Source organism: Paenibacillus sp. SJS-P3 (genome assembly GCF_056711585.1).
Window position 1 is genome coordinate 2,232,194 of record NZ_CM160043.1, and the last position, 13,976, is coordinate 2,246,169.

10 protein-coding genes are annotated in these 13,976 nt (G+C 60.6%); 6 read left to right on the plus strand and 4 right to left on the minus strand.

Annotation, left to right across the window (positions count from 1 at the left end; translation table 11 throughout):
- Window positions 1-65 precede the first annotated feature (65 nt).
- The gene (gene parE, locus AC06G8_RS10260; protein ID WP_447665270.1) at window positions 66-2,048 is read left to right on the plus strand and encodes a DNA topoisomerase IV subunit B; all 1,983 of its coding nucleotides are present in this window, start codon (window positions 66-68) and stop codon (window positions 2,046-2,048) included.
- Between the two features lie 12 nt (window positions 2,049-2,060).
- A complete protein-coding gene (gene gyrA, locus AC06G8_RS10265) occupies window positions 2,061-4,514 on the plus strand; it encodes a DNA gyrase subunit A (RefSeq protein WP_480285210.1) in 2,454 nt (817 codons plus the stop codon).
- A gap of 99 nt (window positions 4,515-4,613) precedes the next feature.
- Here the strand turns inward: gyrA and AC06G8_RS10270 are convergent, their stop codons facing one another.
- Window positions 4,614-4,793: a hypothetical protein gene (locus tag AC06G8_RS10270; protein WP_048744240.1), complete on the minus strand. Its 180-nt coding sequence runs from the start codon at window positions 4,791-4,793 to the stop codon at window positions 4,614-4,616.
- A gap of 225 nt (window positions 4,794-5,018) precedes the next feature.
- Between AC06G8_RS10270 and AC06G8_RS10275 the strand changes: the two genes are divergently transcribed.
- Window positions 5,019-5,429: a MarR family winged helix-turn-helix transcriptional regulator gene (locus AC06G8_RS10275; RefSeq protein ID WP_076356242.1), complete on the plus strand. Its 411-nt coding sequence runs from the start codon at window positions 5,019-5,021 to the stop codon at window positions 5,427-5,429.
- Window positions 5,430-5,680: 251 nt separating this feature from the next.
- On the opposite strand, the gene AC06G8_RS10280 is transcribed toward AC06G8_RS10275, so the two are convergent.
- From AC06G8_RS10280 to AC06G8_RS10290, 3 genes are all read right to left on the minus strand, one after another.
- Entirely contained in the window at window positions 5,681-6,457 is a 777-nt protein-coding gene (locus AC06G8_RS10280) for an RluA family pseudouridine synthase (protein WP_480285211.1), read from the minus strand.
- A gap of 4 nt (window positions 6,458-6,461) precedes the next feature.
- On the minus strand, window positions 6,462-7,325 hold the full coding sequence (locus AC06G8_RS10285) for a class I SAM-dependent methyltransferase (protein ID WP_480285212.1): 864 nt from the start codon (window positions 7,323-7,325) through the stop codon (window positions 6,462-6,464).
- Window positions 7,326-7,543: 218 nt separating this feature from the next.
- The gene (locus AC06G8_RS10290) at window positions 7,544-7,873 is read right to left on the minus strand and encodes a helix-turn-helix domain-containing protein (RefSeq protein ID WP_447665266.1); all 330 of its coding nucleotides are present in this window, start codon (window positions 7,871-7,873) and stop codon (window positions 7,544-7,546) included.
- A 202-nt stretch (window positions 7,874-8,075) separates the two neighbouring features.
- On the opposite strand from AC06G8_RS10290, the gene AC06G8_RS10295 reads away from it, so the two are divergent.
- The 3 genes from AC06G8_RS10295 (at window position 8,076) to odhB (ending at window position 13,943) form a co-directional block, all read left to right on the plus strand.
- Entirely contained in the window at window positions 8,076-9,524 is a 1,449-nt protein-coding gene (locus tag AC06G8_RS10295; protein ID WP_480285213.1) for an aldehyde dehydrogenase family protein, read from the plus strand.
- A gap of 291 nt (window positions 9,525-9,815) precedes the next feature.
- Complete coding sequence (locus tag AC06G8_RS10300; protein WP_447665264.1) at window positions 9,816-12,668, plus strand: 2-oxoglutarate dehydrogenase E1 component; 2,853 nt, start codon at window positions 9,816-9,818, stop codon at window positions 12,666-12,668.
- Between the two features lie 6 nt (window positions 12,669-12,674).
- Window positions 12,675-13,943 (plus strand): 2-oxoglutarate dehydrogenase complex dihydrolipoyllysine-residue succinyltransferase, encoded by a 1,269-nt coding sequence (gene odhB, locus AC06G8_RS10305; protein ID WP_480285214.1) that lies wholly within the window; start codon window positions 12,675-12,677, stop codon window positions 13,941-13,943.
- Window positions 13,944-13,976: the final 33 nt, after the last annotated feature.

Here is a 13,976-nt window from a genome sequence, read left to right on the forward strand (position 1 = left end):
GCGCATCGTTTCCCGCCCGGCGGGACGCTCCGGGCACAGGCTTCACAACGAAAAGGGGGACGCGTATGGCCGAACAACTGGACCTCTACGCAACCGAAGCGGCGAATACGGCGACAGGCAGCCCTTCCTATGACGCGGACGACATTCAGATCCTGGAAGGGCTGACCGCGGTGCGCAAGCGCCCCGGCATGTACATCGGCAGCACGACGAATTCAGGTCTGCATCATCTCGTCTGGGAGATCGTGGACAACGCCGTCGACGAGCATTTGGCCAAATACTGCACGGATATCAACGTCACGCTGCACAAGAACGGATCGGTGACGGTTCACGATAACGGCCGGGGAATTCCGACCGGCATGCACAAGACGGGCATTCCTACGCCTCAGGTCGTCTTCACGATCCTCCACGCCGGAGGCAAGTTCGGCGGCGGCGGCTACAAGAAGTCCGGCGGCCTTCACGGCGTCGGAGCCTCGGTTACGAACGCGCTTTCGGAATGGCTCGAAGTGGAGATCTTCCGCGACGGCAAGGTACATAAACAGCGCTTCGAGTACTGGGTGGACAAGGACGGCAAGGAGCATGTCGGCGAGCCGGTCACGGGACTCGAGGTGACGGGGACGACGCGCCAGACGGGCACGAAGGTCACGTTCAAGCCGGATTCCCGCGTGTTTCACGGCAACACCTCGCTGAGCTTCGACACGCTTTCCGACCGGCTGCAGGAGATCGCCTTCCTCAACTCCGGCCTCAAGGTCGTGCTCAAGGACGAGCGCACGGGCAGCGAGAACGTCTTCCACTACGAAGGCGGCGCCAAGCAGTTCGTTGAGTTCCTGAACGAGGAGAAGTCGGTGCTTCACGAAACGGTGCATTTCAGCGCGGAGAAGGACGACATCGAGGTCGAAGTCGCGCTGCAGTACAACGACGGCTATACGGAGACGATCGTCAGCTTCGTGAACTCGATCCCTACCCGCGGCGGCGGCACGCACGAGACCGGCTTCAAGACCGCGTATACCCGCGTCCTGAACGATTATGCCCGGCGCACGGCGATGATCAAGGAGAAGGACAAGAACCTCGAGGGCGGCGACCTGCGCGAAGGCATGATGGCCGTCATCAACATCAAGATGTCCGAGGTCGAGTTCGTCGGCCAGACGAAGGACCAGCTCGGCAGCTCCTCCGCGAGAAGCGCCGTCGACGCGGTCGTCGCGGACAAGATGGCCGTATTCCTGGAAGAGAACCCGCAGGTCGGCCAGATGCTCCTGAAAAAGGCGATCCAGGCTTCGAAGGCCCGCGAGGCGGCGCGCAAGGCGAGGGACGAGATCCGCAGCGGCAAGAAGCGCAGCGAGAGCTCCAACCTCGGCGGCAAGCTGACGCCGGCCCAGTCCAAGGACTCCACGCGCAACGAGCTGTTCATCGTCGAGGGCGATTCCGCCGGCGGCTCCGCCAAGCAGGGACGAGATTCCAAGATCCAGGCGATTCTGCCGCTCAAGGGCAAGCCGATGAATCCGGAGAAGGCCCGCTTGGCCGACATCCTCAAGAACGACGAGTACAAGGCGATCATCGCTGCGATCGGCGCAGGGGTCGGACCTGAGTTCGATGCATCCGAGTGCAATTACAGCAAGATCATCATCATGACGGATGCCGATACCGACGGCGCCCACATCCAGGTGCTGCTGCTGACGTTCTTCTACCGCTACATGAAGCCGCTCATCGACGCCGGCAAGATCTACATCGCGCAGCCCCCGCTCTACAAGATGAGCCGCAAATCCGGCAAGCTGGAGACGGTCCGGTACGCTTGGACCGACGAGCAGCTGCAGAATTACAGCAAGGAAATGGGCAAGAACTACGAGCTGCAGCGGTACAAGGGACTCGGCGAGATGAACCCCGACCAGCTGTGGGAAACGACGATGAACCCGGACTCGCGCACGCTGCTGCAGGTCCGGATCGAGGACGCGGCCAAGGCCGAAAGGCGCGTATCGACGCTTATGGGCGACAAGGTCGACCCGCGCAAGCGCTGGATCATCGACAATGTAGACTTCAGGGAATACGAGGAATAGGGGGATATACCCATGAGCACGAGCGAGCAGTTTTTGCCGGCTTTCCTCGAGGAAGTCGTCGGCGACCGATTCGGTCGCTATTCCAAATATATTATCCAGGACCGCGCCATTCCGGATGTCAGGGACGGCCTGAAGCCGGTGCAGAGGCGCATCCTGTACGCCATGTACGATTCCGGCAATACGCCGGACAAGCCTTACCGCAAATCCGCCAAAACCGTCGGCGACGTGATGGGCAACTATCATCCGCACGGCGACTCCTCGATCTACGAGGGCATGGTGCGGATGGCGCAGCCGTGGAAGATGGGGCATACGCTCGTCGACGGCCACGGCAACTGGGGCTCGATCGACGATGATCCCGCGGCGGCGATGCGTTATACGGAAGCTCGCCTGTCGAACATCGCGATGGAGCTGCTGCGCGATATCGAGAAGCGCACCGTCCTCTTCAAGGACAACTTCGACAACACCGCCAAGGAGCCGGTCGTGCTTCCGGCCCGCTACCCGAATCTTCTTGTCAACGGAGTCAGCGGGATCAGCTCGGGCTTCGCGACGGAAATTCCGCCCCATAACCTCCGCGAGGTGATCGATGCCTGCATCGCGCTCATGCTGGACGGAAGCCTCGAGGTCGCCGACCTCATGGGCATCATGAAAGGCCCGGATTTCCCGACAGGCGGCATCATCATGGGCGAGGACGGCATCCGCGAGGCGTATACGAACGGCAAGGGCCGCATCCATCTGCGCTCCCGGACCGAAGTGGAGGAGCTGCGGGGCGGCAAGAAGCAGATCGTCGTCACGGAAATCCCCTACCAGGTCGTCAAGTCGCGTCTTGTGACCGCGATGGAGAACATCCGCCTGGAGAAGAAGGTCGACGGCATCGCCGAGGTGCGGGACGAGAGCGGCCGCGAAGGCATGCGCATCGTCATCGAGCTGAAGAAAGACGCCGACGCCGAAGGCATTCTGGCTTATCTGCTCAAAAAGACCGACCTGCAGGTGACCTACAACTTCAACATGGTCGCGATCGTCAACAAGGCTCCGCGCCAAATGGGGATCAAGGAGATTCTGTCCGCCTATATCGGACATCAGAAGGAAGTCGTCACCTTCCGGACGCGCTTTGAGCTGGAGAAGGCGGAAGACCGAGCCCATGTGCTGGAAGGACTCGTCAAGGCGCTCAACATCCTCGACGAAGTCATCGCCAGCATCAAAGCTTCCAAAAACCGTTCGGACGCCCAGAACAACCTGATGCAGCAGTTCGGCTTCAGCGAGCGCCAGGCGGACGCGATCCTGACTCTCCAGCTCTACAGGCTGACGAATCTGGAGATTACCTCGCTGGAGAAGGAGCTGCGCGAGCTGGCCAAGAAGATCCAGTATCTTCGCTCCATTCTGGAGAGCGAGCGCAAGCTGATCAAGGTCATCCAGGATGAGCTGACTGAAATCCGGGAGAAATACGGCATCGATCGCCGCTCGGAGCTCCGCGGCGAGGTGGAGGAGCTCAAGGTCGGACTGGAAGTGCTCGTGAGCGCGGAGGACGTGCTCGTGGCGATCAGCCGCGAGGGCTATGTGAAGCGCACCGGCATGGTCGGCTTCACCCGCTCCGGAGGCGAGATCGATGCTTCCGGCGTCAAGGACGGAGATTCCATCCGCTACCTGCTGGAGGCGAGCACGATCGACAGCCTGCTCGTCTTCACCCGCAAGGGAAGCTATTACATGCTTCCTGTCCATGCGATACCGGAATTCAAATGGAAGGATGCGGGCACCGCGATCGTCAACGTCATTCCGATTCCGAAGGATGACGGCATCGTGGCGGTCATTCCGGTCAAGGACATCCAGAAGCCGGGCGAATCGCTGTTCTTCTTCACCCGGAGAGGACAGGTGAAGCGCACGGAGCTCAAAGAATACGCGACCAACCGTTCCACGGCCATAGCCGCGTGCAAGGTCGCGGACGGGGACGAGATCGTTGCGGTCGCTCCATCCCGCGGCGAGAGCCATCTGCTGCTCGTCAGCAAGCTCGGCTCGGCCATCCGCTTCCCGGCGGAAGAAGTCAGTCCGATGGGACGCGTCTCCGGAGGCGTTCGCGGCATGCAGTTCAAGGAAGGCGACGAGCTGGCCGCGGCGCTTGAGGTGAGCCGAGAAGACGAGGGCGAGATTCTCGTCATCAGCGACCTCGGCTACGGCAAGCGCAGCCTGCTCGCCGACTATCCGGTGCAAGGGCGAGGCGGCAAGGGCGTGCAGTCCTTCGAATTCAAGGAAGGCAAGCGGGTCAAGCCGAACGGCAGCCGTCTTGCCGGCGCTTGGTACTGCCGTCAGCCTCGCGAGCTGAACGTGCAGCTCGCGAGCGGCGCCGTGCAGCGCTTCCTGACGGAGAAGACGCCGATCGAAGACCGCAGATCGATCGGGCGGCAGCTCGCTCAGGTCGAGAAGAGCGACTCCGTGCAGCAGCTGTATGCCCGTCCAGAGCTTGGACAAGGCTGATTCAACGGCATGACGGGATGAGAATAGCGAAGCCCGACCGGCTGATCCAAGCCGGTCGGGCTTTTTTGCTTGTCGGCCAGGCCATTTCTCTGCCTGCGCTCAGTCGAACGGCCGGTCCTCGGAAGGCTCAAGTCGGTCGATAACCTGTAAAAGCGCATCCAGCAGAACCCACATCGGAACGGGCTCATCCGGCTTCTCCAGCCAGACCGAGTCTTTGATGATTCCGTATGCGCGTATTTTGCGGATCACGGATTCCTTATGCTCTTCCACGGTTACCACCCTTTCGCCTTCGCTCGAATTTCTTCTCTGCAGTCTATGTCAGAGTGTGTCTAATGGTTCGGAATGGTATCGATTAAGGTCTGCAATTATTAATCCGATTAACCTTTCTTTCGACATTTTCAGATGGTATAATTTAGGATAGGAATCAGGAGCAGGATCTTGCCCGGGCTTCCTGCGGACGAGCCTGGCCAACTGAACAGATTGGGGTTGAAGTCGTTGTCGGTTATGATTACGGAGGATTTCGCCAAATTGTGGATGAAGCTTTCAAGGGAATGGAAAACCCATCTGGAAGACAGCCTGCTGCCGAACTTGACGGAAGGCCAGCTCAACGCGCTTGAGCTGCTGATCAAGCATCAGCCGATGAAGCCGTCCGAGCTGCTGCAGCATCTTCATACGACGCCGGCTGCCATCACGACGCTGCTCGACCGGATGGAGCGCGGCGGCTTGATCGAGCGGGGCCGGGATCTGGCCGATCGCCGGATCGTCTGGGTGACCGTTACGGAGCATGGAGAGAAGGAAGCCGCGCGCGGCACGGAAGTCAGGGAAGCCTTCATCCGCGGAGCTCTGGACAGGATCTCATCCCATAACCAGCAGCTTCTCGTTTATTTGCTCGGAAAAGTGGCGAACGCCGGCTGATTGCCGGCGTTCGTTTTCTTTTGGCCCACATGGGGGGCTTCTGCTGTCTAGCTTCAGGATGATGATTTCGACGGCAGCAGCTTGGTATTGCAGCGTAAAGGTTTTGCAAAAAAGTTGCATGGCTGCCCGTGCCCAGCTGCGTTAAGCCCAGCTGCGCCAAGGGCGGAAGTGTTCCGGAAACGAACAACAGCGGCAGCCTTGGAGACGCTTGCTCTCCTTGGGCTGCCGCTGTTTTCCTGTCGTCTCTGCCATTATCGGGGTTCTGTGTTCCCTGCTTCCGCTCCGAATTCCGTCTCCAGATGCAGGGCGGCTCCGTCGAGCAGGCTGTCCTCCCAGAGGTTCCACGGAAAGGAGCTTGGCGGACGGGAGGAGAAGATCATCCACTCCTTGCTGACCGGATGCGGAATGCCTGCTGCCGCCGACCAGAGCGCGATGTCCGCATGGCCGCTCTTGGACTTGTCTCCGCGCGGGACGGGGGCTCCGTATTTCAGGTCGGCAAGGAGCGGACAGCCGATGGCAGCCATTTGGACGCGGATCTGGTGAGGCCGGCCGGTATGAAGGCGGACGGCCGCCAACGTCAAGCCTTCCGCCTCGCCGAGCACGGCATAGGAAAGCCTTGCTTCCTTGGCTTCTCCCCGAGGCTTGTCGTAAGCCGCGACGACGTTGCGCTTCGAGTCCTTGTCCAAGTAATGCTTCAGCTGTCCCTTGGACTGGGGCGGCTTGCCGTTCAGAACGGCCACATACGTCTTGCTGAAGGTCCTCGTCCGTACGGAATCGGACAGCCGCCCGGCGGCCTTGGACGTCTTGGCGAACAGCATGACGCCTCCTACCGGCCGGTCCAAGCGGTGGACGAGCCCGAGAAACACGTTGCCGGGCTTGTCATGCCGCAATTTCAGGTCCTGCTTGAGAAGCGTGAGCATATCCGCGTCGCCGCTCTCGTCCGCCTGAGACGGAATGCCTGGCGGCTTCACGACCGCGAGCAGATGGTTGTCCTCGTAAAGCACGGGAATGCCCGGAGAGGCCGCCATGCTCTCAGGCCTCCCAGCGGCCAAGGATGCCGCAGGGCAGCACGAGACCGGAGGCGCTGATCGGCAGGCCGATCTCGCCGCAGTTGATGCTGCCGCCGAAGCGCTTGCCTGCGGTCATATGGAGCAGGTTGTGGAGCACCTGCGGCGACAAGCCCGTCGTATAGGAGTTGATCAGCAGGAAGAGCGGGTTGTCGGTCAGTATTTCCATGCAGGATTCCAGGAAGGGGAACAGGCTCGACTCCAGCTTCCACATTTCTCCGCCCGGACCTCGTCCATAGGACGGAGGATCCATGATGATGGCATCGTATTTGCTGCCGCGGCGCTGCTCGCGCTGCACGAATTTGAACACATCATCCGTAATATAGCGGATCGGCCGGTCGGCGAGGCCGGACAGCTGGGCATTCTCCTTGGCCCATTGGACCATGCCCTTGGCTGCGTCGACATGGCAGACGTCGGCTCCGGCCGCTCCGGCTGCAACGGTGGCTCCGCCGGTATACGCGAACAGATTGAGGACGCGTACAGGTCGCCCTGCGCCGCGGATCTTGTCCATCATCCAGCTCCAGTTGACCGCCTGCTCGGGAAACAGTCCCGTATGCTTGAAGTTGGTCGGCTTGATGTTGAACTTCAATTCTCCGTAGGATACGGTCCATTTGTCCGGAAGCTGCTTGCGGAAATCCCATTGTCCGCCGCCCGCCGAGCTGCGGTGGTAATGGCCGTCTGCGTTCGACCAGCTGCGGCGGTCGCCCCGGTAAGGCCATATGATCTGCGGATCCGGCCGGCGCAGGGTGACATCCCCCCAGCGCTCCAGCTTGTCTCCGTCGCCTGTATCGATAAGTTCGTAGTCTTTCCATTGGTCTGCAATGTACATAGTGGTCTGCTTGGCCCCTTTGCTTCAACAATCGTCCACTTATTATATCGGGTGGCCGTTGGGGAAGCAATGAAAGCGGCAAGGAGGGAGGACAATCCGAGAAAGTTGAAAAGAATAAGGAGAGTCGCGGAAAACGAAGGAAAAAAATAGACCCGGTATCGAAGCCGATCAGGGAAGCGCCGAAGCGCCTGCCCCTTCCGCGGCATGAAGGCAGGCGCTTATTCGGCTTGCTTGAGCACATCCATCATCCGGTCTATGGAACGCTGACGCTTCTCGGCATCCATTCCGCTCAGAATTCTCAGAATTTCGAACGTTTCCGGAGCGACCTGGGCTTCGCTTTGATTTTGCTCTCCGCCGATCATATAATCCAGGGAGACTTCAAAAAACGTGGCAAGCTTGATCAGGGTTTCATAGACGGGCTGGCGGTTATTGATTTCATAATGACTGTAGGCGGAGCGGGTAATGCCGATCTTTTTCGAGACTTCCTCCTGGGACATGTTCTTGTTAAGCCGGAGTTCACGCAATCGATCTCCCATCGTCAGGGTCATGTCGGGCTGCTCCTTACTTCATTCTAAGCGGCAGTGCCGGTTGAAGATTGCGGGCATGCAGTGGCACGGCCTCAATCAAACTTTATGATACAATATGTATCATTGTCAAGCGTACGCACGGAGATCCTGTATGATAACGCGAATCGCAAACACGAATTTAAAGCCCGGAACATGCGGGTCACTTCGAAAGGAGAGGGAATGATTGATTCAAACAACGAAGCTGTGGATAGGCGGAAAATGGGTGGAAGGAAGCCGCACCGAGCCGCTTCATGCGCCGTATGGGGGAGAGCGCCTGGCGGAAATCGGCTATGCTTCGAAGGAGCAGGCCGCGCAAGCCGTCATCGCCGCAAGAGACGCTTTCCGCGATTTCCGTGCCGAGCCAGCCCATCGCAGAAGCTCGATCCTGTATCAGGCTGCCGATCTGCTGGAGCGCCGCAGCGCCGAGGCGGCCGAGATCGTCGCCTTGGAAGCGGGCAAGCCGATCAAGGCTGCCCGGGCCGAGATCGCGCGTACGGTGCAGACCTATCTGTTTGCCGCGGAGGCGGCGAGAAACCTGAGAGGAGAGACGATTCCGATGGACGCGGCTCCCCGCGGCGAAGGACGAAGGGCGATGCTGGGGCGGGAGCCTGTCGGCGTCGTAAGCGCGATTACTCCGTTCAACTTCCCGTTCAACCTCGTCGCCCACAAGGTCGGTCCGGCCATCGCGGCGGGCAACGCGATCGTGCTCAAGCCCGCCGAGCAGACGCCTCTGTCGGCGCTGTTCCTGGCTGAGCTGTTCGAGGAAGCCGGCCTGCCGGACGGCGTGCTGAACATCATCCCGGGCAGCGGCAAGGAGCTCGGGGAGACGCTCTCCTCGCATCCCGATATCGCCTTCGTCACCTTCACCGGAAGTCCGGAGGTGGGCAAGCAGATCCGGGCGCAGGCGGGTCTGCGCAAGGTCACGCTGGAGCTTGGCAGCAATTCCCCGCTGCTGGTCGACCGCGGCTTTTCCCCGGAGGAACTTGCGCGCATCGCCGATGAAGCGGCTGCAGGAGCTTTCGCCTACAATGGACAGGTGTGCATATCGGTGCAGAGGGTGCTCGTGCATGAAGAGCATTTTGAAGTCTTCACGGAGCTGCTCGCGGAGCGCGCGCGGAAGCTGACCGCAGGAGATCCGCTCGACGAGCGGACGGATATCACCCCGCTCATCAATGAGCGAGCCGCGGACCGACTCAAGTCTTGGCTCCAGCGGGCCAAGGAAGGAGGAGCCCGCGTGCGCTGCGGCGGGAGCTTCGACGGCTCGCTGATGATGCCCGCCGTGCTCACCGATGTGCCGGAGAACGCGGAGCTCAGCTGCGAGGAGGCATTCGGTCCCGTTGCGGTGGTGGCGCCTTTCGGCAGCTGGGAGGAAGCCATCGCGGCGGCCAACCGGTCCAAGTTCGGACTGCAGGCAGGCGTATTCACGAAAAACATGGAGAATGCCCTGCAAGCCGCCGACCGTCTGCATTGCGGCGGCGTCATGATCAACGACGTCCCGACCTTCCGCCTGGACCATATGCCTTACGGAGGGGTCAAGGACAGCGGCAGCGGCCGGGAAGGCGTCCGGTACGCCATGGAGGAGATGACAGAGCCGAAGCTCGTCAGCTTCCGCAGCGGATTCTTCGAGGGCTGACATGCCGTGCATGGAAGCCTTTGCAGCTGCGTTCGTCGCATTTTACGAAAGGTTGTCGACAAACATTGAATAAGCGCCGCGTTTTCTTTATAATAGAAGCACAAACGAAGCCGATCCTGTTCAATGACTCCAAGGAGCCGGGATCTTTCCCGGGCCTCCTTGACTTTCAACCTGCCATTGTCAGGCCGCCGGTTACCAAGCCGGCGGCTTTTTGCCGGGCTGATGCTTGCGAGGCGGCTTCATTGTTATCATCCGTACCAACCTTTTTTACTTAACGGAGGTAGTTGGCAAATGACCGACGAATCAAACACTAAACGGCAATGGAATGATTACTTCGGACCCAACCTGGGCTACGTCCAGGAACAGTACGAGCGCTACAGCAGCGATCCCGAATCCGTCGATCCCTCTTTCCGCGACCTGTTCGCGGAGCTGGGCGAACCGCCGGCTGACTTTGCTCCTGCAGCGGTTCAAAGTGCTGCTCCGTCCGGCCAGGTTTCCGTCGACGTCTCGCTTCTGAAAAAGCTTGCGGCCGCGGAAAAACTGGTAGGCAACATCCGTACCTACGGCCATCTGGCCGCAAACACCGATCCGCTCGGACTCCGCGCTTCCTCGGATACGCGTCTTGTCGAGCCCGCGACTTTCGATCTCACCGAGTCGGACCTCAGCCGGTTCCCGGCTTCCATCCTCTGGGATCATGCTCCAGCCAGCGTCACGAACGGCTGGCAAGCGATCCAGCAGCTTCGCAAGTCTTACACCCAATCCATCGGATTCGAATTCAGCCATGTCCATACCGAGACGGAACGGGACTGGCTCAGCGCCAAGGCTGAATCCGGCATTGCCAACTCCTCCCTGAACCCGGAAGAGCGGAAAGCTCTCCTTGACCTGCTTATTCATGTGGAACAATTCGAAGCGTACTTGCACCGCACGTTCGTCGGCCAAAAAAGGTTCTCCGTCGAAGGCGTCGACATGCTCATTCCGGTCATCGACGAGATCGTCCGCCAATCCGTTCAGAACGGAGCCGAGCATGTCCTGATGGGCATGGCGCACCGCGGCCGCCTGAACGTGCTTGCCCATGTCCTGCGCAAGCCGTACGCGAAGATCTTCTCGGAATTCCATCATGCGCCGAACAAGGAGCTCGTTCCTTCCGAAGGCTCCATGGGAATCAATTCCGGCTGGGCCGGCGACGTGAAGTACCATCTGGGCGCGGACCGCTCCATCGAGACCGGCGCCCGCATCCTGCTGGCCAACAATCCGAGCCATCTGGAGTACGTCAACTCCGTCGTCGAGGGCTTCTCCCGCGCCGCTCAGGAAGACCGCAGCAAAGCGGGCTACCCGGTGCAGGAGCTCGACAAGTCCATCGCGATCCAAGTCCATGGCGACGCCGCGTTCCCGGGAGAAGGCATCGTTGCGGAAACGCTTAACTTCACCGGTCTCGACGGCTACCGAAATGGCGGATCCATCCATATCATCGCGAACAACCGCATCGGCTTCACGACCGACAGCAAGGATTCCCGCTCCACGCATTATGCGAGCGACCTTGCCAAAGGCTACGAAATTCCGATCGTGCATGTCAACGCGGACGATCCGGAGGCTTGCATCGCGGCCGTGCGCCTTGCTTGCGAGTACCGCAACAAGTTCAAGAAGGACTTCCTGATCGATCTTGTCGGCTACCGCCGCTACGGCCACAACGAAATGGACGATCCGGAAGGCACCCAGCCGCTCGTGTACGAGAAGGTGCGCAAGCACTTGACGGTTGCGAACCTGTACGCCGAGCGTCTCAAGGCGGAGGGAGCCCTCTCCGGGGACGAGATCGACAAGCTGATCCAGAATACGCTGCAGGAGCTTCAAGACGCCTACGACGTCATGAAGGAAAATGCGGCCAACGGCAAGCATGCCGACACGGGTCCGATTCCGGTTGCTCCGGAAAATACCGAGACGGCTGTTCCGCTCGACAAGCTGCGCGAGATCAACGCCGAGCTGCTTAAATATCCGGAAGGCTTCACCGTCTATCCGAAGCTGCAGCGCATCTTGCAGCGCCGCGGCTCCATGCTCGACCAAGGCGAAAAGGTCGACTGGGCGCTCGCCGAGACGCTGGCGTTCGCGACGATCCTTGCCGACGGCAAGCCGATCCGCATGAGCGGCCAGGATGTCGAGCGCGCGACGTTCTCGCATCGCCATATCGTGCTCAACGACCATAAGACGGGCGAGAAGTTCTCTCCGATGCACCGCTTCCCGCAGGCGAAGGCATCGTTCGCGATCCACAACAGTCCGCTGACCGAAGGCGCGGTGCTCGGCTTCGAGTACGGCTACAACGTATTCTCGCCAGAGACGTTCACGATCTGGGAAGCCCAATACGGCGACTTCGCGAACTCCGCGCAAGTCATCTTCGACCAGTTCATCTCGGCGGGCCGCACGAAATGGAAGCAGCGCTCCAGCCTCGTCATGCTGCTGCCTCACGGCTACGAAGGCCAAGGTCCGGAGCATTCCAGCGCCCGCCTCGAACGTTATCTGCAGCTGTGCGCAGAGAACAACTGGACGGTGGCGAACCTGTCCACGGCGGCCCAGTACTTCCATCTGCTCCGCCGCCAGGCTGCCTGGACCGAGCATGAGGGAGCGCGTCCGCTCGTCATGATGTCGCCGAAAAGCCTGATCCGCAACCCGCGCGTCCTGTCGCCGGGCGAGGATCTTGCGAATGGCAGCTTCAAGCTCGTTCTGGAGCAGAATGGCCTTGGCGCGAAGCCGGCTGCGGTCCGCCGCCTGATCCTGTGCTCGGGCAAGGTCGCCGTCGATCTCGAGGAAGCTCTGGAATCCGCCGGCGATCAGGATATGAGCTGGCTGCATATCGTGCGCGTGGAGCAGCTGTATCCGTTCCCGCAAAAGGAAATCGCCGAGATCATCGCCCGTTACGGCAAGCTGGAAGAAATCGTATGGGTACAGGAAGAGCCGAAAAACATGGGCGCCTGGACCTTCATGGAATCCCGCATCCGCGAAGTGGCGGGCGACAAAGCTGTCCACTATATCGGACGCCCGGACCGTTCGAGCCCGGCAAGCGGCCACCAAGACGTTCACGCCGCCGAACAACAATCCATCATCTCGCTCTCGCTGCAGCAAAAAGCGTTGAACACGATTTTACTTGGGAGGTAGAAGCAAGTGTCTGATATCAAAGTGCCTGACTTAGGCGAATCCATCTCGGAAGCAACGATCACCAAATGGCTCAAGAAAGAAGGGGAAGCCGTAGCCCAGGGCGACCTTCTTCTGGAGCTTGAAACCGATAAAGTCAACCTGGAAATCAGCGCCGATTCCAGCGGCGTGCTGAACAGCATCGTCAAAGGCGAGGGCGACACCGTCCTCGTCGGCGAGACGATCGGCGTCATCGGAGAGGGCGGCGCAGCCGCATCCGCTCCGGCCGCCGCTCCTGCGCAGCCGGTCCAAACGGAAGCTCAGGTCGCGCCAGCTTCCGCTCCGGCAGCCGCTGCCGCACCGGCGCCGGTGCCTGCGAACGCGAGCAGCGAAGGCTCCGCCATCGCCTCGCCGTCCGCGCGCAAGCTTGCCCGCGAGCGCGGCATCGATCTGAACCAAGTCAAAGGTACGGATCCCAACGGCCGCATCTACAACCAGGACGTGGCGAACCACGGTTCCGCTCCTGCTGCTCCTGCCGCCGCGCCAGCCAAAGCTCCAGCCGCTCCGGCGAAGCCTAGCTTCACGGAACAGCCGGGCAAGCCGGTCGAGCGTACGAAAATGTCCCGCCGCCGCCAGACGATCGCAAAGCGCCTGGTGGAAGCCCAGCACACGGCTGCCATGCTGACGACGTTCAACGAAGTCGACATGACGGCGATCCTCGACGTGCGCAAGCGCCGCAAGGACGCTTTCAAGGAGAAGAACGAAGTCGGCCTCGGCTTCATGTCCTTCTTCACGAAGGCTGTCGTCGGCGCGCTGAAGAAATACCCGCTGCTCAACGCGGAAATCGACGGCGACGATCTGATCCTCAAGAAATACTATGATATCGGCATCGCCGTCGCCGCTCCGGACGGCCTCGTCGTTCCGGTCGTGCGCGACGCCGACCGCCTCGGCTTCGCCGGCATCGAGAAATCGATCTCCGAGCTTGCAGGCAAAGCCCGCAAAAATACGCTGGCGCTCTCCGATCTTCAAGGAGGCACGTTCACGATCACGAACGGCGGCGTCTTCGGCTCCCTGCTGTCGACCCCGATCCTGAACGCTCCGCAGGTCGGCATCCTGGGCATGCACAAGATCCAGATCCGTCCTGTAGCCATCGACGACGTGCGCATGGAGAACCGTCCGATGATGTACATCGCCCTGTCCTACGACCACCGCATCGTGGACGGCGCCGAAGCGGTCCGCTTCCTCGTGACCGTCAAGGAACTGCTGGAAGATCCGGAATCCCTTCTTCTCGAAGGCTGATATCGTCCCGGAAATAGACAAGCCCGGAGATGC

Bases quoted from the DNA above. Each gene is read 5' to 3' on its own strand.
- AC06G8_RS10280 (WP_480285211.1), bottom strand. From the start codon at position 6,457: ATGGCGGCCTCTCCGGGCATTCCCGTGCTTTACGAGGACAACCATCTG.
- parE (WP_447665270.1), top strand. From the start codon at position 66: ATGGCCGAACAACTGGACCTCTACGCAACCGAAGCGGCGAATACGGCG.
- AC06G8_RS10275 (WP_076356242.1), top strand. From the start codon at position 5,019: ATGATTACGGAGGATTTCGCCAAATTGTGGATGAAGCTTTCAAGGGAA.
- AC06G8_RS10285 (WP_480285212.1), bottom strand. From the start codon at position 7,325: ATGTACATTGCAGACCAATGGAAAGACTACGAACTTATCGATACAGGC.
- AC06G8_RS10290 (WP_447665266.1), bottom strand. From the start codon at position 7,873: ATGACCCTGACGATGGGAGATCGATTGCGTGAACTCCGGCTTAACAAG.
- gyrA (WP_480285210.1), top strand. From the start codon at position 2,061: ATGAGCACGAGCGAGCAGTTTTTGCCGGCTTTCCTCGAGGAAGTCGTC.
- AC06G8_RS10300 (WP_447665264.1), top strand. From the start codon at position 9,816: ATGACCGACGAATCAAACACTAAACGGCAATGGAATGATTACTTCGGA.